The 20,499-nt window shown below is 68.9% G+C and carries 20 protein-coding genes; 8 read left to right on the top strand and 12 right to left on the bottom strand.

Going from position 1 to position 20,499, the window contains the following annotated elements:
* The first annotated feature begins 11 nt into the window (after positions 1–11).
* The 4 genes from ACN27E_RS22575 (at position 12) to ACN27E_RS22560 (ending at position 3,790) form a co-directional block, all read left to right on the top strand.
* Positions 12–1,469, top strand: coding sequence for an AMP-binding protein (locus tag ACN27E_RS22575; protein ID WP_422744867.1), 1,458 nt, complete (start codon positions 12–14; stop codon positions 1,467–1,469).
* A 36-nt stretch (positions 1,470–1,505) separates the two neighbouring features.
* A complete protein-coding gene (locus tag ACN27E_RS22570; RefSeq protein ID WP_422744866.1) occupies positions 1,506–2,162 on the top strand; it encodes an NAD(P)H-binding protein in 657 nt (218 codons plus the stop codon).
* Positions 2,159–2,590, top strand: a complete 432-nt coding sequence (locus ACN27E_RS22565) for a VOC family protein (RefSeq protein ID WP_422744865.1) — start codon at positions 2,159–2,161, stop codon at positions 2,588–2,590. Before ACN27E_RS22570 ends, ACN27E_RS22565 begins: the two co-directional genes overlap by 4 nt.
* 111 nt (positions 2,591–2,701) lie before the next feature.
* Positions 2,702–3,790 (top strand): GGDEF domain-containing protein, encoded by a 1,089-nt coding sequence (locus ACN27E_RS22560; protein WP_422744863.1) that lies wholly within the window; start codon positions 2,702–2,704, stop codon positions 3,788–3,790.
* A 30-nt stretch (positions 3,791–3,820) separates the two neighbouring features.
* On the opposite strand, the gene ACN27E_RS22555 is transcribed toward ACN27E_RS22560, so the two are convergent.
* The 6 genes from ACN27E_RS22555 to ACN27E_RS22530 are packed head-to-tail and all read right to left on the bottom strand — an operon-like array spanning position 3,821 to position 10,377.
* On the bottom strand, positions 3,821–4,267 hold the full coding sequence (locus tag ACN27E_RS22555) for a type II toxin-antitoxin system Rv0910 family toxin (protein WP_422744862.1): 447 nt from the start codon (positions 4,265–4,267) through the stop codon (positions 3,821–3,823).
* Positions 4,268–4,269: 2 nt separating this feature from the next.
* Positions 4,270–4,500 (bottom strand): antitoxin, encoded by a 231-nt coding sequence (locus ACN27E_RS22550; RefSeq protein WP_422744861.1) that lies wholly within the window; start codon positions 4,498–4,500, stop codon positions 4,270–4,272.
* A 9-nt stretch (positions 4,501–4,509) separates the two neighbouring features.
* Positions 4,510–6,912: a cation-translocating P-type ATPase gene (locus ACN27E_RS22545; protein ID WP_422744860.1), complete on the bottom strand. Its 2,403-nt coding sequence runs from the start codon at positions 6,910–6,912 to the stop codon at positions 4,510–4,512.
* Entirely contained in the window at positions 6,909–8,513 is a 1,605-nt protein-coding gene (locus ACN27E_RS22540; RefSeq protein WP_422744858.1) for a serine hydrolase, read from the bottom strand. The genes ACN27E_RS22545 and ACN27E_RS22540 overlap by 4 nt, the downstream gene beginning before the upstream one ends.
* Before the next feature lie 9 nt (positions 8,514–8,522).
* On the bottom strand, positions 8,523–9,641 hold the full coding sequence (locus ACN27E_RS22535; RefSeq protein WP_422744856.1) for an MBL fold metallo-hydrolase: 1,119 nt from the start codon (positions 9,639–9,641) through the stop codon (positions 8,523–8,525).
* Between the two features lies 1 nt (position 9,642).
* Positions 9,643–10,377 (bottom strand): enoyl-CoA hydratase, encoded by a 735-nt coding sequence (locus ACN27E_RS22530; protein WP_422744854.1) that lies wholly within the window; start codon positions 10,375–10,377, stop codon positions 9,643–9,645.
* A 28-nt stretch (positions 10,378–10,405) separates the two neighbouring features.
* Between ACN27E_RS22530 and ACN27E_RS22525 the strand changes: the two genes are divergently transcribed.
* Positions 10,406–11,881: a carboxyl transferase domain-containing protein gene (locus ACN27E_RS22525; protein ID WP_422744853.1), complete on the top strand. Its 1,476-nt coding sequence runs from the start codon at positions 10,406–10,408 to the stop codon at positions 11,879–11,881.
* A 6-nt stretch (positions 11,882–11,887) separates the two neighbouring features.
* On the opposite strand, the gene ACN27E_RS22520 is transcribed toward ACN27E_RS22525, so the two are convergent.
* The 3 genes from ACN27E_RS22520 to ACN27E_RS22510 all read right to left on the bottom strand — a co-directional run bounded on the left by ACN27E_RS22520 (position 11,888) and on the right by ACN27E_RS22510 (position 12,964).
* A complete protein-coding gene (locus ACN27E_RS22520) occupies positions 11,888–12,136 on the bottom strand; it encodes a hypothetical protein (protein WP_422744852.1) in 249 nt (82 codons plus the stop codon).
* Positions 12,133–12,348 (bottom strand): DUF3072 domain-containing protein, encoded by a 216-nt coding sequence (locus ACN27E_RS22515; RefSeq protein WP_422744851.1) that lies wholly within the window; start codon positions 12,346–12,348, stop codon positions 12,133–12,135. Before ACN27E_RS22515 ends, ACN27E_RS22520 begins: the two co-directional genes overlap by 4 nt.
* Before the next feature lie 61 nt (positions 12,349–12,409).
* The gene (locus ACN27E_RS22510; RefSeq protein ID WP_422744849.1) at positions 12,410–12,964 is read right to left on the bottom strand and encodes a TetR family transcriptional regulator; all 555 of its coding nucleotides are present in this window, start codon (positions 12,962–12,964) and stop codon (positions 12,410–12,412) included.
* 97 nt (positions 12,965–13,061) lie between these two features.
* On the opposite strand from ACN27E_RS22510, the gene ACN27E_RS22505 reads away from it, so the two are divergent.
* Positions 13,062–14,201: an FAD-dependent oxidoreductase gene (locus ACN27E_RS22505; RefSeq protein ID WP_422744848.1), complete on the top strand. Its 1,140-nt coding sequence runs from the start codon at positions 13,062–13,064 to the stop codon at positions 14,199–14,201.
* Here the strand turns inward: ACN27E_RS22505 and ACN27E_RS22500 are convergent.
* The 3 genes from ACN27E_RS22500 to ACN27E_RS22490 are packed head-to-tail and all read right to left on the bottom strand — an operon-like array spanning position 14,179 to position 17,945.
* Entirely contained in the window at positions 14,179–14,571 is a 393-nt protein-coding gene (locus ACN27E_RS22500; protein ID WP_422744847.1) for a hypothetical protein, read from the bottom strand. The two genes, ACN27E_RS22505 and ACN27E_RS22500, sit on opposite strands and share 23 nt — an antisense overlap.
* Before the next feature lie 54 nt (positions 14,572–14,625).
* Complete coding sequence (locus ACN27E_RS22495; RefSeq protein WP_422744845.1) at positions 14,626–16,239, bottom strand: AMP-binding protein; 1,614 nt, start codon at positions 16,237–16,239, stop codon at positions 14,626–14,628.
* Complete coding sequence (locus ACN27E_RS22490; RefSeq protein ID WP_422744844.1) at positions 16,236–17,945, bottom strand: AMP-binding protein; 1,710 nt, start codon at positions 17,943–17,945, stop codon at positions 16,236–16,238. The genes ACN27E_RS22495 and ACN27E_RS22490 overlap by 4 nt, the downstream gene beginning before the upstream one ends.
* 76 nt (positions 17,946–18,021) lie before the next feature.
* Here ACN27E_RS22490 and ACN27E_RS22485 point away from each other — a divergent pair, with 76 nt between their 5' ends.
* Positions 18,022–19,125: an epoxide hydrolase family protein gene (locus ACN27E_RS22485; RefSeq protein WP_422744842.1), complete on the top strand. Its 1,104-nt coding sequence runs from the start codon at positions 18,022–18,024 to the stop codon at positions 19,123–19,125.
* Positions 19,125–20,495, top strand: coding sequence for an NAD(P)-binding protein (locus ACN27E_RS22480; RefSeq protein WP_422744840.1), 1,371 nt, complete (start codon positions 19,125–19,127; stop codon positions 20,493–20,495). The genes ACN27E_RS22485 and ACN27E_RS22480 overlap by 1 nt, the downstream gene beginning before the upstream one ends.
* Positions 20,496–20,499 lie beyond the last annotated feature (4 nt).

The following is a 20,499-nucleotide window of genomic DNA, read 5'->3' as shown; positions in this document are numbered from 1 at the left end:
AGCAACGAACGGTGAACCTGTTCGGTCTCCTCGACCAGGCCGCGGCACGCTTCGGCGGCCGCGGTGCGGTCTATTCCGGTGAGCGACAGGTGCGTACGTGGTCCTCCCTGCGCGAGCGTTCGCTGCGTCTGGCGGGGTCCCTGGCCGGCGTGGGCCCCGGCGCGCGCATCGCGGTCGCCAGCGAGAACCGTCCCGAGATCGTCGAGCTGATGTTCGCGATCTGGGCGGCCGAATGCGTCTACGTCCCGCTCAACTACAAGCTGCACCCCCGGGAGATGGACCAGATCCTCACCGACGCCGACGTCGCGCACATCTTCGCGTCGCCGAGGATCGGCGCCCAGCTGTCGCCCCCGGTGGAGATCATCGGCGGCCCGGAGTATGAATCCCGCTGTACGACAGCCGCAGTCGATGCGCCACGCACCACCGATCCGGCGCGTCTGGCCTGGCTGTTCTATACCAGCGGCACCACCGGCCGCTCGAAGGGCGCCATGCTCTCGCACCGCAACCTGATCGCGATGACGGTGTCGCACCTGGCGGACTTCGACTCTCCGGACGAGGACAGCAGTCTGGTGCACGGTGCGCCGATGTCGCACGGCTCAGGACTCTACGTCCCGCCCTACGTGCTGCGCGGCGCACGTCAGGTGGTGCCGGCGTCGGGCGCGTTCGAGGCCGGGGAGTTCCTCGACCTTTGCGACCACCATCCCGGCTGCAGTGCGTTCCTGGCACCGACGATGGTGGCGCGCCTCGTGCAGACGGGTCGCGCGCGACCCCGCAATCTCGACACGATCGTCTACGGCGGTGGGCCAATGTACGTCGACAGCCTGAAGAAGGCGATGGCCGCGTTCGGACCGGTGTTCGTCCAGCTGTACGGGCAGGGCGAGGCGCCGATGACGATCACCGGCTTGCGGCGCGCCGACCACGAAGGCGCCGACGACGCCGTCCTCGGTTCGGTGGGATACGCCCGGTCCGGAGTGGACGTCAGGGTGGTGCGTGACGACGGGGCCACCGCCGACGTCGGTGAGATCGGCGAGATCGTCTGCCGCGGCGACGTCGTGATGAGCGGCTACTGGCGCAACCCCGAGGCGACGTCGGCGACGTTGACCGACGGCTGGCTGCGCACCGGGGACATGGGATCGTTCGATGACCGTGGCCTCCTCACGCTGCGCGACCGGTCCAAAGACGTGGTGATCAGCGGCGGCAGCAACATCTATCCGCGGGAGGTGGAGGAAGTGCTGCTCGAGCATCCCGCGGTGTCGGAGGCCGCGGTGGTGGGTGCGCCGGATGAGCAGTGGGGTGAGGTGGTCGTCGCGTTCGTCGTCGGGCAGGTCTCCCCCGAGGAACTCGATGCACACCTGCTCGAGCGCATCGCCCGGTTCAAGCGGCCCAAACGCTACGACTTCGTCGACGAGCTGCCGAAGAACAGCTACGGCAAGGTGCTCAAACGCGAGTTGCGCGAACGGCTGCGCTGACGTTTTGCCCCGGCGCACCGGGGAATCCTTGACCTCATGCGTGTGGTGATCGCCGGTGGGCATGGAAAAATCGCGTTGCACCTCGAACGGCTACTCGCCCAGCGGGGTGACTCGGTGGCGGGCCTGATCCGCAACCCCGACCACACCGCAGACCTCGCCGAAGCCGGTGCCGACGCAATCGTGGTCGACCTCGAGAACTCGTCGGTGGACGAGGTCGCGAAGCATCTCGACGGCTGCGACGCGGTGGTGTTCGCCGCAGGAGCCGGGGCGGGAAGCGGCGCCGAACGCAAACAGACCCTCGACCGGGACGGCGCGATCCTGCTCGCGGACGCCGCCGAGGCGGCCGGCGTCCGCCGCTACGTGATCGTCTCGTCGATGGGCGCGGATGCCGATGCACCCGACGACGCCGCCGACGATCCGGTGATGGTGACCTATCTGCGCGCCAAGGGTGCCGCCGATGACGACATCCGGCGGCGTGGCGGCCTCGACGCGACGATCGTGCGCCCGGGCATGCTGACCGACGATCCGGGCACCGGGCGCGTGCGGATCGCCGAGAAGACCGGCCGGGACAGCATCCCCCGGGCCGATGTCGCCGCCGTCCTGGTCGCGGTGCTCGACGCGCCGCAGACCGCGGGCCGAACGTTCGAGGTGGTGTCCGGTGAGCAGGAGATCGCCGAGGCCCTCGGCGGATGACCGCCCTCGACGCGCCGATCCCCCGCTTCCACCTGGCCATACCCGTCGACGACCTGTCCGCCGCCCGCCACTTCTACGGCGAGGTGCTCGGGCTGCCGCACGGCCGCAGTGCGCAGAGCTGGGTGGATTGGAACATGCACGGACACCAGGTGGTCACCCATCTGGCTCCCGAGCGATCCCGGGCCGTGCACAACCCGGTCGACGGCCACGACGTGCCCGTCCCACATTTCGGGTTGATCTTGAGCGTCGATGCTTTCCACCGGCTCGCCGAGCGACTGCGCGCGGCCGGTGTCGACTTCGTCATCGAGCCCTATGTCCGCTTCGAAGGTGAGGTCGGCGAACAGTGGACCATGTTCCTGTTGGATCCGGCGGGAAACGCCCTGGAATTCAAAGCGTTCGCCGACGATTCCCAGGTTTTCGCCGACTGAACGCGGTGGCAGTCTGCCATCGGCGCGGTGGTACTCCGTAGTACCCTAGTGGGGTTTGCCGGGGGTCCCGATCGGGTTTCCCCGGCCGGCTGCGATACGGGAGCGGCGAGGATGGCGGCGGCGTGGTCGGGCACCCAGCGGTCGGCGGCCAACCACTACGGGTGGATCAGCGATTATCTGGCGTCGCGCGGTATGACTACGGCCGTGCGGCTGATGATGGCCGGCATCGCCGGGTCATTGTCGATCTGCCTGTTCATTCTGCTGCGATTCGACGGGCCGGTGGGTGCGCTGCCGATCGCGATGACCTGGATCGCGGTCGCCTGTGGGCTGTTCGGGGTGGCGCTGTGGGCGTGGCGCTGGCCCTCGCACGGGCAATCCATCGTCTTCGCCCTGGTATCCAATGCCGCGATCGCGTTGTCGTGTCTGGGCTACCCCAACCCGCACGGCGCCCTGGTGGGCTGTGTCTCGTTCGCGACGATCGCCGCCTACATCGCGTTCTTCCACTCGACCCTGCTGGTGATCTACAACTTCCTGGTGACCACGGCTGTCGCCGTTGCCGCCACCGTCCGGATCGCCATGACCGGGCACGCCGCCATGGGCATCGTCGATCTGTTCATCGTGCTGCAGATCAACATCGCGATGCCGGTCGCCATCTACGTGCTGGTGCGGGCGTTGCGCAAAGATCTCGTGCGCGCCGAGGAGGATCCGCTCACCGGTCTGCTCAACCGTCGGGCGTTCTTCGCACAGTGCGCGAAGCTGCTGGGGGAGCGCGGATCCGACCCAGGCGGCCATCTGCTGATCCTGTTGGTCGATCTGGACGACTTCAAGCAGATCAACGACACCCGCGGACACCAGGCCGGCGACGAGGCATTGATCGCGGTAGCCCAGGCGATGCGCGAGGCCGTGTCCGAAACGGGGGCGGTGATCGGCCGCAGCGGCGGCGAGGAGTTCGTCGTCGCCGCCGTCCGTGACACCGCAGATTCCGCGGAACTGGCGCAGCGGATCTGCGCGGCGATCGCGGCGCTGCCCGGCGGCGTCACCGCCAGCGTCGGCACCGCCACCATGGCGTTGCGCCAGCCGCCCGAACACACCGACGGGTGGGATTTGGACCGCCTGATCAGCGCCGCGGACTCCGCGATGTACGACGCGAAGCGGGCGGGCGGAAACGGGTGCAGCCATTTCGGCGAAGTCCGCCGCTGACGCGCTCGAGTTCCGTCGGGGCGAGGATGCTCAGGCGGGGGCGAAGACCGTCTTGAATCGGTCCAGCGATTCCTGGATATCGCTGCGCAGCGCGGCGGCGACCACCATACCGATCGGCCCGAACAGGGCCGGGCCACCCAGATGCACGTCGAAGGTCACCGTGGAGGCCTGATCGCCGGATCCGGCGGGCCGGACCTTGCCCATCAGCTTGACCTTCACGCCGCCCTTACCGTCGCCGTTGAGCGTCATGCTCTGCGGCGGCTTGTAGTTCACGATCGTCCAGTGCACGCGGTTGGGCATGCCTTTGACCTCGACGATCGAGTCGATCTGGGTGCCCTTCTCCAGGGTCTCGGGCAGTTTCGAGCGCCACACGCGGTGAATGCTCAGCCATTCCTTGTAGCGGGACAGATCCGCGGCGCACTCCCACGCCTGGTCTGGGGGCAGCGGGACATCGACCGAAACCGACAGCTTGGCCATGGCTACGGATGCAGCGGGGGGTTCTGCGGGTTCACGCCCGGCCCGTCCGGCTTGTTCTTGTCGACCCCGTTCTTGTCGACGTAGCCGCGCGCCGCGTTCTGCGCCTTGTCGACCTGGGCGGCGTACTTGCCCTTGGTCTGCTTGTCGAAGAGGTCACCGGCCTTCTCGATCGCCTGACCGGCCTTGTCGGGATTCTTCGACACCCAGTTCTTCACCTTGTCGAAAAGTGCCATGCCGCGAGTTTACCGGTCACGCCACAGCCGCCGCCGCTCCCCGAGCACCCTGCCCTGGGCCCACCACAGCGCTTCGATCAGCACCGCGCCGAGCACTCCGATGCCGAGGGCGATCGAGGTCAACCTGGCGTTCGTCGGGTCGAGGATGAACAGCCGCTGTGCCGCCGGGAGGGAGAAGATGGCCAGGTAGGCGAGAGCGGAGACGGCGACCAGTGCGATCCGCCACCACTCGTAGGGCCGGGCCACCACGGCCAGCACCCAGATCGCGGTCACCAGCAGCGTGATCAGCGCGGCGGTCGACGCCTGGGTCTGTTCGGTCTCGCTGGCCGCGCGACCCTGGTAGGCCACCAGATACGACACGAATGTCGCCGCGCCGACCACCAGACCCGACGGCAGCGCCGCCGTCATCACCCGCCGGACGAATCCGGGCTGTGCCCGCTCGTTGTTGGGTGCCAGCGACAGGATGAAGGCCGGGATCCCGATGGTGAACCACGCCGCGATGGTGACGTGGATGGGCTGGAACGGGAACAGCAACGGGTCGCCGAAGGCGGAGCCGAACACCTTCGACCCCAGCCCGGCAAGCCCGACCAGCACCGCGAGCAGCACCGAGTAGACGGTCTTGGTCAGGAACAGATTCGATACGCGTTCGATGTTGCCGATCACCCGGCGGCCCTCGCCGACGACATGGGGCAGCGTGGCGAACCTGTTGTCGAGCAACACGATCTGCGCCACGGCGCGGGAGGCGGGACTGCCCGCACCCATGGCCACCCCGATGTCGGCGTCCTTGAGCGCCAAGACGTCGTTCACGCCGTCCCCGGTCATCGCGACGGTGTGCCCGCGGGACTGCAGCGCGTGCACCATGGCCCGCTTCTGATCCGGCCGGACCCGGCCGAAGGTGGTGTGCGACTCCAGCGCCTCGGCGAGTCGGCCGGTCTCGTCGGGCAGGTTGCGGGCGTCCATGCACTCGCCGCGCAAACCCAGCGACCCGGCGACCGCACTCACCGAGACCGCGTTGTCGCCCGAGATCACCTTGATGGACACGTTCTGAGAGGCGAAGTAGTCGAGTGTGCCGCGGGCGTCCGGCCGCACCCGCTGTTCGAGCACCACCAGCGCCGCAGGGGTGACCACGCCCGGCGCGTCGTCGTGGTCGACGGGCAGATCCGACGAGCCGAGCAGCAGCACCCGCAGTCCCCGGGCACCGATCTGTTCGGCCTGCCCGGCGGCCGGCGAGTCCGGGTCGAGCAGGACGTCGGGGGCGCCGATCACCCAGTTGCCGTGGTCGCCGAACGAGACGCCGCTCCACTTGGTGGCCGATTTGAACGGCGCGCTCGCGGTGGCCGTCCAGCCGGGCGGGTCCGGGTACGCCTCGGCGATCGCCTGCATGCTGGCGTTGGGCCTGGTGTCCGCGGCCGCCATGGCCGACAGGACTTCGCCGACGTCGGAATGGGTGAGGGCACGCACGTCCGCCAGCCGCATCCCGTTCTCGGTGAGCGTGCCGGTCTTGTCCGCGCAGACGACGTCGACCCGTGCGAGTCCCTCGATCGCCGGGAGCTCGTTGACCAGACACTGTCGGCGACCCAGCCGGACCACTCCCACCGCGAAGGCGATCGAGGTCATCAGGACGAGGCCCTCGGGAACCATCGGCACCAGCGCGCCGACCATCGCCAGCACGGCTCGTCGCCAGCCGGCGTCGGTGGTGAACAGCTGGGTGTAGATGGTGAGCAACCCGGCCGGGACCAAGAGATAGGTGATGAACCGCAGGATGCGGTCGATGCCGTTGCGCAGTTCGGATTTCACGAGCGTGAACTTGCTGGCCTCTTCGGCCAATTTGGCCGCGTACGCCTCGCGCCCGACCTTGGTGGCGCGGTAGGCGCCGGACCCGGCGACGACGAAGCTGCCCGACATCACGGCGTCGCCGGTGTCCTTCGCGATCGGGTCTGCCTCACCGGTGAGCAGCGATTCGTCGACCTCCAGGTTGGCGTGTTCGACCACCTCACCGTCGACGACGATCTGATCGCCGGGGCCCAATTCGATGATGTCGTCGAGGACCACCTGGCTCGGCGCCAGGGCACTGGTCACCGATCCCGCCGCGGTGAGGCGGCGCACCAGCGGTTTGGCCTGGCCGACGATCGCCAGCTCGTCGAGTGTCCGTTTGGCCCGCAGCTCCTGGATGATGCCGATCGCGCTGTTGGCGATGATCAGCAGGCCGAACGCGCCGTTGATCACCGAGCCGGTCGACAGCACGATGACCAGCAGCACCCCGAGGATGGCGTTGATCCGGGTGAAGATGTTGGCGCGCACGATCTCCCGTGTGCTGCGGGCGGCGCGGGTCGGCACGTCATTGGTCCGGCCCGCCGCGACGCGCTCGGCGACCGCGGCATCGGAGAGCCCGGTGACCACCCCGATGCTCACTTGACGAACACCCCGTCGTGGTGATCGTCGTAGTACTCCAGCGTCAGCCGGTCGCCGTCGAAGGTGGCCTTCGAGATCGAGCCGGGTGTCGTGTTCTCCGAGACCATCGAGAAGGTGTAGACATTGCCGTCCCAGTGGGTCAGCGGCCAGACGTCGCCGCGCGGCCCGAGCTGCAGCCCGAGCGAGTCACCGGCCTCGCTGACCGTGGCCGTCCCCCAGAACGGGTTGCGGTAGACGCCGGCCAGCGCCGCGGGGGGCGGTGACGGCGCCGGGTTGGCCGGGCGGGGTTTGCCCACCAGCGATCCCGACGGAACTTCCATGGCCGCGAAGGCCTGGTTGTAGAGCTGGTACCAGTCCTCCCGGATCTCGCCGAACTGAACGAGATCAGCGAATTGGGCGGTCAGGGCCTCGGGCACCCCGGCCGGTGTCGCGTTGGTGAGCGCGACGATCGCGACGTCGGCGGCCGGGAGCATGAGGAAATTCGTCCCCGCCCCCAGTTCGAAGGCGCCCGAGTGGCTGAGCTCGGTACGCGCACTCGAGGTGGTGCCGACGTTGAACCCGAAGCCGTAGAACCCACTGCGCATCGCCGGCTCGGAACCACGGCTGGAGACCACCTGCGGGGTCACCGCGGGGAGCAGGGCCTTCGGGTCCACGATCTGGTTCCCCTGGTAGCTGCCGTTGGCCAGCATCATGGTGAGCCACTTGGTCATGTCGTTGACCGACGAGCTCACCCCACCGGCGGGTGCCTCGGCGTCAGCGTTACGGACGTAGAGGGGTTGATAGCCCCCGTCGACGTGGATGTGCCCGACGGCACGGTCGGGGCGGGCCTCGTAGTCGGCGAACCGCGAACTGGTCGAGGACATCCCGAGCGGCCGGTAGAGCACCTCCTGGGAGAGGGTCTCCCACGGCTGACCGGCGGTGGCGGCCACCGCTTCGGCCGCGGCCGTCAGCCCGAAGTTGGTGTAGGCGTAGGACGTCCGGAACGGCGTCAGGGGCAGGTCGCGCAGGCGCTCGAGGATGTAGCGGCGGTCGTAGCCGAGATCCTCGAGCAGGTCGCCCGCGTGGTCGGGCAGCCCGGAGCGGTGGGAGTACATGTCGCCGACGGTCACCATCTGCGTCACCGCCGGGTCCGACAGGGCGAACCACGGCAGCGCGGACACGATCGGGGTGTCCCAGCTGACGTCGCCGTGGCTGACCTGATGAGCGACGACCGTGGCGCCCAGCGGTTTGGACAGCGACGCCAGCTGGAACACCGTGTCGGGGTCCACTGCCTCGCCGGTACGTACGTCTTTGACGCCGAAGCCTTTGGCGTACAACGTCTTACCGCCGTGCACGACGGCCACTGCCATTCCCGGGATGCCGGATCGCGCCATCAGATCCTCGGCGAGACCGTCGAGTCGCGACACCGCCTTGCCGACCGCATCGTCGGGCAGCGGCATGGCCGGCACCAGCGGCGGTGGCACGTCGGACAGCGTGGTGGGAGACGGCGGCGCGGCCGTGTCGCGGCGCGAACCGTCCGGAGCGGAATCGCAACCCGCGACGAGGGTCAGCGCCATGGTGAGCGCGGCGAGCGGCACGAGTCGGCGGATCACAGCCTGCACGCTAGCTCGTCACAGTTCCCACCACGGGTCGATCATGATCGACGCGCCGCGCTCCACGCGCTGTCCGGGTTTGGGGATCGCCACCTGGACACCGGCCGCGTCGGCGGCGGTCAACAGGCGCTCGACGGGCTCGGACCACGGGTGCGGAGCCAGCCGGAATGTGCCCCAGTGGATCGGCACCAGCACTCCGGCGCCGGCGTCGGTGACGTCGAGGTGGGCGCGCACCGCCTCCTCGGGATTCATGTGGATGTCCGGCCAGGCCGGGTGATAGGCCCCCACCGGCATGAGCGTGAGATCGAACGGCCCGTGGGCGTCGGCGGTGTCGGTGAAGCTCGTGGTGTAGCCGGTGTCACCGCCGAAGAAGACCCGATGCTGCGGCCCCTTGATCGCCCACGAGGACCACAGCGTGGTGTTGCGACTGAACAACCGGCCGGAGAAGTGCCGCGCCGGGGTGCAGACCACGGTCAGGTCGCCGAGCCGGTGACTCTCGTTCCAGTCCAGTTCGACGATGCGGTGTTCGGCGATACCCCACATCCGCAGGTGCGCACCGACTCCCAGCGGAACGAGGAACGGCGCGCGCTGGGTGCGAGCCAATCCGAGGATGGTGTCCATGTCGAGGTGGTCGTAGTGGTCGTGGCTGATGATCACCGCGTCGACGGCGGGTAGCCCCTCCAGCGGCACCGGCGGTTCGTGCATCCGCTCCGGGCCGACGGTTCGCGACGGCGAACACCGCTTGCTCCAGATCGGATCGGTCAGCACCCGGTAGCCGTCGACCTCGACGAGCACCGAGGAGTGGCCGTGCCAGTAGGCGGCCAGTCCCGCCGCCTCCCCGTCGATCCGCGCCGGAGCCACGACGGGGATGGGTGCGCCGGGCCGGCCGTTGTCGCGACCGGTGACCAGTTCCCGCATCAGCATCCGGCGCGCCTCGGCGTCCAGGCTCATGGTCTCGGCGGGTTCGAGGTTGACGAATGCGCCATCGTGGAATTGCGGGGACCGCTTGGCGACCAGCGCGATGTCGGCGGGTGTCGCCCCCAGCGACGCGGGGGTGCCCTGCAATGCGCGCAGCACCCAACCGCCGGCGAGCAGGGAGGCCGTGCCGAACCCGAACCGCAGCGCCCCGCGCAGCACCTCAGGCCCCCTGGAAACGTGGCGGTCGCTTCTCGATGCGGGCCACCTGCGCCTCGATGATGTCCTGACTGGCCCAGGCCCGGTCGAACAATTCGGTGTGGGCCGGCCACGGCTCCTCGTAGGCGCCGTCGTCGTTGAGCACGCGTTTGGCGTGCTGCAAGGCCAGCGGCGCGTATCCGGCGATCTCCTGGGCCCAGGCCTGCGCATCGGCCAGCGTGCCGATCCGGTTGGCCATTCCGGTCTGCAGGGCGACGTCGGCCGTGAGCCGCTCGGCGGCCAGCAGCATACCCCTGGCCCGGCCGGCGCCGACCAGTGACGTCAACCGGCGGATGCTCCAATTATCCAGCGCGATACCGTATTTCGCGACGGGAAACTGGAAGTAGGCCTCCGGGGCGACGACCCGAAGATCGCAGATCATCGAGAGGATGACCCCGGCGCCGATCGCCGGGCCGTTGATGGCGCCGATGACCGGAACCGGCGCCTTGTCGATGGCGAAGTTCAGCGCTCTGGCCTTGTCGGGCAGCTCGTCGGCGACGCCCTGACCACCGGACAGATCGGCACCCGAGCTGAACACGTGGCCCTGACCGGTCAGCACGATGGCGCGGACATCCTCAGAGGCGGACTTCTCGATGGTCTCGCGCAGGCTGTCGACCAGTTCGCTGTTGAGCGCATTGCGGCGCTCGGCCCGCTGCATCTCGATCGTCAGTACGTGGCCGTCACGGGTCACTCCAATCATGGCGGCCAGCCTAACTAGCCTTGCTGAGATGAGCCGGATCAGTGCCCAGCAGCTCCGCGACACGGTGCTCGACCCCGGCTCCTTCCGCAGCTGGGATGCGCCACCGCTGGCCGTGGCCGCCTCCGACTCCTACCGGGCCGAACTCGCCGCTGCCGCCGAGGCGACCGGTCTGGACGAATCGGTATTGACCGGTGAGGGCCGCGTCTTCGGCCGGCGGGTCGCGGTGCTGGTCTGCGAGTTCGATTTCCTGGCGGGCTCGATCGGGGTGGCCGCCGCCGAACGCATCACCGCGGCGGTGCAGCGGGCCACCGCCGAGCGGTTGCCGCTGGTGGCGTCGCCGAGTTCGGGTGGCACGCGGATGCAGGAGGGTACGGTCGCCTTCCTGCAGATGGTCAAGATCGCCGCTGCGGTCGAACTGCACAAGCGGGCCCGGTTGCCGTATCTGGTGTATCTGCGCCATCCGACCACCGGCGGGGTGTTCGCGTCCTGGGGTTCCCTCGGCCACCTCACCGCCGCCGAGCCGGGCGCGCTGATCGGATTCCTGGGTCCGCGGGTCTACGAGCATCTCTACGGCGAGCCCTTCCCGGCGGGAGTCCAGACCGCGGAGAACCTGTACCGCCACGGCGTCATCGACGGTGTGGTGCCGCTGCCGCTGCTGCGCGCCACGCTGCACCGAGCGTTGACGGTGGTGGCCGACCCACCCGACGATCCGCCGCAGCCACCGGCGCCCGAACCGCTCGAGGACGTGCCCGCATGGGATTCGGTGCAGGCGTCGCGGCGTCCGGACCGGCCGGGCATCGGCTATCTGCTACGGCACGGCACCACCGACCGGGTACTGCTGTCGGGCACCGACCAGGGCGAAGCCGCCACGACGCTGCTGGCGCTGGCCCGCTTCGGCGGTCAGCCGGCCGTGGTGCTCGGTCAGCAGCGTCTGGTGGGAGGGATGGTGGGCCCCGCCGCGCTGCGTGAGGCGCGCCGCGGTATGGCGCTGGCCGCCGGTCTGCAGCTACCGCTGGTGCTGGTCATCGACACGGCGGGGCCGGCGTTGACCGCCGAGGCCGAGGAAGGCGGGCTGGCCGGCGAGATCGCCCGCTGTCTCGCCGAGCTGGTCACCCTCGACACCCCGACCGTGTCGGTGCTGCTCGGCCAGGGTTCCGGCGGCCCGGCGCTGGCCATGGTGCCCGCCGACCGGGTGCTGGCCGCCCTGCACGGCTGGCTGGCCCCACTGCCGCCGGAGGGCGCCAGCGCCATCGTCTACCGCGACCTCGACCATGCAGCGGAATTGGCGGTCGCACAAGGCATCCGCTCGGTCGACCTGCTGCGGCGCGGCATCGTGGACACCATCGTCGGCGAACATCCCGACGCCGCCGACGAACCGCTCCAGTTCACCACGAGGCTGGCGGCGACGATCGCCGCCGAGCTGGCCGGGTTGCGCTCGATGTCTGCCGGGGCGCGGCTGGCGCGACGGCTCGACCGTTACCGCCGCATCGGGCTGCCCGACTGAGCCGGATCACCCGCCGAGTTCGTCGACCGCGGTGTTGAGTGCGGCGGCCTGCTCCTCGACGTCGCGATCGGACAGGTCGGCGCCGCCGGTGCGTTTGAGCAGTTCGTCGCGGGAGATCACCTCGAGCGCGCCCTGATACCGATCCGACCGCAGGTCGCCCTCGGTGACCACCTCGGCGCGACCCTCGATCATGATCAGGGTGGCTTCGCCGTCCGCACCGAGCAGTCGGCGGACGTGGTCGGCCCCGATCGTCATCCCTGCCCCCGTCCGGTCTGATCCTGCAGCCGGTCGATCATGGCCGAGGCCTCGGCCTTGGTCATGGTCTCGGACAGCTCCTCGTTGGCCTCGCGGGCCAGCGTCTGCAGATAGCTGCGCTGTGGTCCGGTCATCGGCTCGTCACCGGTGACCCATTCGGACTGGTCTTTCTGCGGATTCTCCTGCGGAGCCGCGGCTGGTTGTTCGCTCATGGCACTCCTATGCCCGCTGCGGCCCGGCACTATGCACGATGTCGAACATTCGTGCGATCGATCACGGCGTGTCGAGATACCGCTGGATCGTCGGGCCCAGCCAGTCTTCGAGCTGCGCCCGGGTCAGAGCGACCACCGGCGGCAGCCGCAGCACGTACCGACACAGGGCCAGGCCCAGCATCTGGGTGGCGACGAGCCCGGCTCTGGTTCCGGCATCCACCTCGGTGTCCGCCTCCCCGGCCGCCGCCACGACCGGCAGCAGCTGCGTGGTGAAGATGTCGCTCATCCGTTGCGCGGCCTCGGCGTTGGTGGCCGCCGCGCGCAACAGTACGACGAGTGCCTCGTCGCGCTCCCACCGTTGCACGAAATGGCCGACCAGCCGGCGCCCGAGCAGACCGGAGTCGGCCCCGCCGAGATCGGGCAGTTCCAGATCGAAGCGCGCCGCGGCCGCGAACAGCCCCTCCTTGCTGCCGAAATAGCGCATCACCATGGACGGATCGATGCGCGCGTCGGCCGCGATGGCGCGGATGGTCGATCGCTCGTACCCGCAGGTGGCGAACCGCTCGCGGGCCGCGGCGAGGATCACCTCTTTGGTATCGGCCGAGGAACGTCTCATGCCAACAACTGTAGGCCAACAAGTGTTGACATAGCCGCGCGACGCGCGCAGCATGGCCTTGTGCCAACAAGCGTTGGCATAAGCCAGAGGAGGCACCATGAGCGATGTCGATGTCCTGGTGGTCGGGGCCGGACCCACCGGCCTGACCCTGGCCGCGAGCCTCGTCCAACGCGGCATCGCGGTCGTGGTGGTCGACCGGCAGCCCGAGGGGACGAACACCTCGCGCGCCGCGGTCGTCAATGCCCGCAGCCTGGAGGTCCTCGAACAGCTGAAGGTGGCGGAACCCCTGGTGGGCAGCGGCATCCGGGCGCCTCGCTTCACCATCCGCGACAGCACGACGACGCTGATCGAGGTGGATTTCGCGCGGCTGCCGACGGTCTATCCGTTCAGTCTGATGGTTCCCCAGTCGACCACCGAGGCCGTCCTCGCCCGACGGCTGACCGAGCTCGGTGGACAGGTCCTGCGGCCCAGGACGCTGGCGGCCGTCCGACCCCATCCCGACGGCGTGGTCGGCGAGTTCACCGACGGCGACGCCCTGAGTGCGCGGTACCTGGTCGGCGCCGACGGTACCCACAGCACCGTGCGGACGGCCGCGGGTATCGCCTTCCCCGGCGGCCACTACGACGAGTCGTTCGCGCTCGCCGACGTGCGCCTGGCCGGCGATGCGCCCGACGACGAGGTGATCCTGTTCTGGGCCCGGTCCGGATTGACCGTCGTCGCACCGCTACCCGGCGGAGTACACCGCATCGTCGCGCCGGTGGCCCAGGCGCCCGAACATCCGTCGGCGGAGTTCGTCCAGGAACTCCTCGACGTGCGCGGTCTCGGGGCGGGGCGGATCCGGGTCGGCGAGGTGGTGTGGGGTTCGCGGTTCCGGGTGCAGCACCGGGTCGCCACCACCTTCCGGACCGGCCGTGTCCTGCTCGCCGGCGACGCCGCCCATGTCCATAGCCCCGCCGGCGGGCAGGGGATGAATCTCGGCATCCAGGACGCGATCGCCCTCGGCGACGCGCTGGCCGCGGTGCTGGCCGGCGGCTCGGATTCCCTGCTCGACGACTACAGCCGAGCCCGCCGGCCGATCGCCACCGATGTCGTCACCATGACCGATCGGCTCACCCGGCTCGCCACCGTGCCCAGCGCATGGCGACCGTTGCGCAACAACGCGATCCGCATCGCCGGCCGGCTACCGGCCGTGCCCCGGCGGCTGGCCTGGCAGCTCAGTGGCCTGGTCTACCGGTGAGCAGCCCGGCGTGGTGGCGGGTGCGCAGATACAACACCCCGGCGGCGAGCACCACCTCCACGACCGCCAGCGTCATCGCCACCCCCATCAGCGCCGGGACGGCCGGCGTCCCCGCCGCCTCGGCGTGGTGATGCGTCGGCATCGGGGCATGCACGGCCAGCATCGCCAGACTCATCAGTGCCACCGTCAGCCACGCGGCGAGCGTCTCGCGCCGCCACAGATGCCAGGCGCACCACAGGCAGCCGGCGATCATCGCGGTGAGCAACGCGGTCGCCAGCGCACCGCCCAGGTGTCCGAGCAGTGCGGCGTGCACCACGGCAGAGCACCCGGCCAGTGCCGCGTAGAGCCGTCGCCCGAGCGCCGCTGACATCGATCAATCCTGACAGGGCGACCGGCGGTCGGCAACGCAATCACCGGCGGGAATTCACCGCAGCGTCGGGGTGAACAGTTCTACGCTGCGTTCCCGCATTTCGACCTTGCGCACCTTGCCGGTGACGGTCATGGGGAACTCGTCGACGACGTGCACATAGCGGGGGATCTTGTAATGCGCGAGCTTCCCGGCGGCGAAGGCCCGCAACGTGTCGGCGGTCAGCGGCGCACGACCCGGCCGCATCCGGATCCAGGCGCAGATCTCTTCCCCGTACTTCTCGTCGGGCACGCCCACCACCTGGGCGTCCTCGATGTCGGGATGGGTGTAGAGGAATTCCTCGACCTCGCGCGGATAGATGTTCTCGCCGCCGCGGATGATCAGGTCCTTGATCCGGCCGACGACGTTGCAGTAACCGTCCTCCCGCATCACCGCGAGGTCGCCGGTGTGCATCCAGCCCTCGGCGTCGATCGCCTGCGCCGTCTTCTCGTCGTCGCGCCAATATCCCAACATCACCGAATACCCACGGGTGCACAGTTCGCCGGGCTCGCCACGGTCGAGGGTGTCACCGGTCCCCGGATCGATGACCTTCACCTCGAGATGGGGATGCGCCCGCCCGATCGTCGACGTACGCCGGTCCATGTCGTCGTCGATGAGGGTCTGACACGAGGTTTCGGTCATCCCGTAGGCGATCGACACCTGCGTCATGTTCATCGCGTGGACGCAGCGCTTCATCACCTCCACCGGACACACCGAACCGGCCATGATGCCCGTGCGCAGCGTCGACAGGTCCGTGGCCGCGAAGTCGGGGTGACCGAGCATCGCGATGAACATCGTGGGCACCCCGTAGACGCCGGTGCACCTTTCCTTCTCGATCGCGGCCAGCGTCAGCCCCGGGTCGAAGCCGGGCGCGGGAATCACCATCGTGGTGCCGTGCGTGGTGCAGCCGAGGTTGCCCATCACCATGCCGAAGCAGTGGTAGAACGGCACCGGGATGCACAGCCGGTCCTGCGGACCCAGCGCGATCATCTCGGTGGTGAAGAACCCGTTGTTGAGGATGTTGCGGTGCGACAGCGTCGCACCCTTCGGAAAACCCGTGGTGCCCGACGTGTACTGGATGTTGATCGGATCGCGATTGTCCAACTGCGCCATACGATCCTGCAATTGCGCGGTGCTCACCGCCTCGCCTCCGCGTTGCAGCGCCGACCAGTCGTCGGTCCCCAGGAACACCAGCTCACGCAGGGCATCACAGCGCGGACGCACCTCCTGCACCATCGACGCGTAGTCCGACGTCTTGAACGTCGTCGCCGAGATCAGCGTCCGCACGCCCGACTGCCCGAGCACGTAGGCCAATTCGTGCGTGCGGTAGGCCGGGTTGATGTTCACCAGGATCGCGCCGATCTTCGCCGTCGCGTACTGCACGACGGTCCACTCCGCGCAGTTGGGCGCCCAGATACCGACGCGATCGCCCCGCTGCACGCCCAGTGCCATCAATCCTTTTGCGATGCAGTCGATCTCGTCGTCGAGCTCGGCGTAGGTCCAGCGTCTTCCGGTACCGACCTCGACCAGGGCGTCGGTGTCGGGGTGCGCGGCAACGGTGCGTTCGAAGTTCGCGCCGATGGTGTCCTCGATGATCGGGACATCGGTCGGGCCGGCGTCATGGGAGATCACTTGGTCACCAGGTCCTCGTAGCGGTATTCGGTGGGGATGGGCGTGCCCGCGGCCCGTTCCTCGCGCCTGCGCAGTTCGACGCGACGGATCTTCCCCGAGATCGTCTTGGGCAGTTCGTGGAATTCGATGCGGCGCACCTTCAGATACGGCGCGAGATGATCACGGGCGTATTCGAAGATGGCGGTGGCGGTCTCGGCGTCGGCTGTCCAGCCGGCGGCCAGGGCGATGTAGGCCTTCGGCACCGCCAGCCGGGTGTCGTCGGGCTGAGGCACCACGGCCGCTTCGACCACCGCGGGATGTTCGATCAGCACACTCTCCAGTTCGAACGGTGACACCTTGTAATCGGAGGATTTGAACACGTCGTCGGTGCGGCCGATGTAAGTGATGAAGCCGTCCCGGTCGCGCCGGGCCACGTCTCCGGTGTGGTAGTAACCGCCCTCGGTGACGGTCCGGTTGCGGACCGGGTCGTCGAGATATCCGGTCATCAGGTTCAGCGGATCCCGGCTCAGGTCGAGGCAGATCTCCCCCTCTTCGGCGGGCACACCGGTGAGCGGGTCGACCAGCACGACCGGCACACCCGGCATCGGCCGGCCCATCGAACCTGCCTTGACCGGCGCCCCCGGGGTGTTGCCGATCTGCAGCGTGGTCTCGGTCTGGCCGAACCCGTCGCGGATCGTCAGCCCCCACGCCTTCTCGACCTGCGCGATGACGTCGGGGTTCAGCGGCTCGCCCGCACCGAGGATCTCGCGCAGCCCTTCGGGTCTCGCGCCCAGATCGCTCTGAATCAGCATGCGCCACACCGTCGGCGGAGCACAGAAGGTGTTGACCCCGGCGCGGTCGAGTTGCCGCAGCAGCGCGGCGGCGTCGAAGCGGCGGTAGTTGTAGACGAAGATCGTCGCCTCGGCGATCCACGGCGCGAAGAAGCAACTCCACGCGTGTTTGGCCCACCCCGGCGAACTGATGGCCAGGTGTACGTCACCCGGTCGCACGCCGATCCACGCCATGGTGCTCAGATGTCCCACCGGATAGCTGACCTGTGAGTGTTCGACCAGCTTCGGCTTGCTCGTCGTGCCGGAGGTGAAATAGATCAGCATCGGATCGTCCACCGTCGTGCGCGCGGGGAACGGCGCTGCGGACACGATGTCATAGGCGTCGGCGTAGGTGTGCCAGCCCTCGGACGCACCGCCGGCCTGATCGCCGACGACGATGCGGGTGTAGTCGCCGGCGACCTCGTCGAACTTCGGCGCGTCGGCGGCGTCGGCGATGACGTGGCCCGCACCGCCCCGCGCGATCCGGTCGGCGAGGTCGGCGGGTCCGAGCGCGCCGGTGGTGGGCATGATGACCGCACCCAGCTTGGCGATCGCGAGCATGGACTCCCACAGCTCGACCTGGTTGCCGAGCATCACAAGGACCCGGTCACCCTTGCCGACGCCGAGATGCGCCAACCAGGTCGCGACGCGATCGGAGCGATCCGCCATCTCGGCGAAGCTGAAGCGCTGCTCGCCGCCGTCCTCCTCGACGATCCAGAGCGCAAGCCGGTCGCGGTTGGCGGGCTCGCGGGCGACGACGTCGAACCAGTCGGACGCCCAGTTGAACGACCCGGTCAGCGTCGGCCAGCTGAAGGTCTCGACGGCCCTGTCGTAGTCGGCGATCACGGCCGCCAGCTGATCCCGGGCCGCCCGGTAGGCATCGGTGTTGGTGCGCATGCCCGCTATGATCTACGTCACACCCGGTCGCCGCCACCCCGCAGGCGAGCTCCGCGGACCGTGCAAGGATCGGAGCGTGTCCGCAGTCACACCGTTTCGCATCGACATTCCCGACGAGGCCCTGACCGACCTGCAGCAGCGGCTGGCCCACACCCGCTGGCCGGAGGCGGAAACCGTCGCCGACTGGAGCCAGGGCATCCCGCTGGCCTACACCCGTGAGCTCGCCGACTACTGGGCCCGCGATTACGACTGGCGGTCCCGCGAAGCCGCGCTGAACCGCTTCGACCACTTCACCACCGAACTCGACGGCCTGGACATCCACTTCATCCATCAGCGCTCCTCGCAGGCCGACGCGTTTCCCCTGCTGATCACCCACGGCTGGCCGGGGTCGGTGGTCGAGTTCGCCGAAGTGATCGAACCGCTCACCGCGGCCGGCTTCGATGTGGTGTGTCCGTCGCTGCCCGGCTACGGCTTCTCCGGGAAGCCGGTGAGTGCCGGCTGGGGCATCGAGAAGATCGCCACCGCCTGGGATGCGCTGATGGTGCGGCTGGGCTACCACCGCTACGGCGCCCAAGGCGGCGACTGGGGTTCGGCGGTGACCCGTCAGATCGGCATCGACGTCGGGCATTGCGTCGCCATCCACACCAACATGCCCATCGGCCGGCCGCCGGAGAACCTGTCCGATCCGAGCGAACAGGAGCAGCGGGCACTGGCCGCGATGGCCGAGCACCAGAAGTGGGGCACCGGATATTCCAAACAGCAGTCGACCCGGCCGCAGACGCTGGGCTACGGGCTGGTCGACTCCCCGGTGGCTCAGCTGGCCTGGATCGTCGAGAAGTTCTGGGCCTGGACGGACTGCGACGGTCACCCCGAGAACGCCGTCGACCGGGACACCATGCTCGACAACGTGATGCTGTACTGGCTGACGGCCTCGGGCGCGTCGTCGGCGCGGCTGTACTGGGAGAGCTTCAGCGGCTTCCGCACCGCTGCGAAGGTGGAGTTGCCCACCGGCGTCGCGGCGTTCCCCAAAGAGATCCTGCGGATGCCGCGACCCTGGTGCGAGGGGAGCTACCACATCACCCATTGGACCGACATGCCCCGCGGCGGACATTTCGCGGCGCTCGAACAACCCGACCTGTTCGTCGACGATGTGCGAGCCTTCTTCGACACCGTTCGCTGATGATCGACGTCGACTACCTGATCGTCGGCGCGGGCGCCATGGGCATGGCGTTCGCCGACACCTTGATCGCCGAGAGCGACGCGACGGTGGCGATCGTCGATCGCAACGATCAGCCCGGTGGGCACTGGACGACCGCCTATCCCTATGTGCGGCTGCACCAACCGTCGGCGTACTACGGGGTGAACTCACGTGTGCTGGGCAGCGGGGCGATCGACGCGGAGGGTCTCAACGCCGGCTTCCACGAGCTGGCCAGCGGCGCAGAGGTGTGCGCCTACTTCGACGCGGTCCTGCGCCAGCACCTGCTGCCGTCGGGCCGGCTCACCTATCTGCCGATGAGCGAATACCTCGGTGACGGCCGCGTCCGCAGCTATGCCGGGGACGACCTCGAGGTACGTGCCCGGCGCGTCGTCACCAGCCACGTCGAGATCGTGGTGCCGTCGATGCGCACGCCGTCCTACGCGGTGGCGCCGGGCGTGGACTGCGTACCGCCCAACGACCTGCCCCGACTGCGCGCCGGCCGGGACCATTACGTCATCGTCGGCGCCGGTAAGACGGCGATGGACGTGGGACTGTGGCTGCTGCGCCACCGTGTTGCGCCCCAGCGGATCACGTGGATCAAGCCGCGCGACTCGTGGGTGATGGACCGAGCCACGATCCAGCCCGGAGCGCAGTTCGCCAAGCGGGCGCTGGCCGATTTCGCCGGTCAGATCGCCGCCGTGCGGGAGGCCGAGTCGTTCGCGGACCTGTTCGTGCGCCTGGAGGCCAAGGGGTGTCTGCAACGCATCGACACCTCCGTCGAACCCACGATGTACCGGTGCGCGATCCTGTCGCAGGCCGAACTCGACCAGTTGCGGCGCATCCGGAACGTGGTGCGACTGGGCCATGTGCAGACGATCGAACCAGGTCGCCTCACGCTCGACCACGGAATCGCGGAGGTCGCCGAGGATGCCCTTTACATCGACTGCAGCGCAGACGGTTTGAGTCGCAAGCCACCGACGACCGTCTTCGACGGCGAACACATCTCGCTGCAGACCGTGCGCACCTGCCAGCCCGCGTTCAGCGCGGCGGTGATCGCGCACGTGGCAGCGGCCTACCCCGACGACGACACCCGCAACGCGCTGTGCGGACCCGTCCCCTACCCGCACGAGCCGGCGGACTGGCTGCGGATGATGCTGGCGTTCAACCGCAATCAGCTGGCCTGGTTCGCCGACCCGGACATGATGGCGTGGGTCGACGCAGCGCGGCTCAACGCGCTGCACCACGTGTCGGCCGGGGTGAGCCCCCGCGCGCGGGAGAAGATCATCTCGATGATGACCTCCCAGCTGCCGGCGATCAACGACAAGCTCGAGGCGCTGCTCGCCGAGGCGTGAACCG

The organism is Mycobacterium sp. WMMD1722 (assembly GCF_049315205.1).
Classification (GTDB): Bacteria; Actinomycetota; Actinomycetes; order Mycobacteriales; family Mycobacteriaceae; genus Mycobacterium.
The sequence above is the reverse complement of the archived record's forward strand: the minus strand, read 5'-3'. Positions and strand labels throughout refer to the sequence as shown.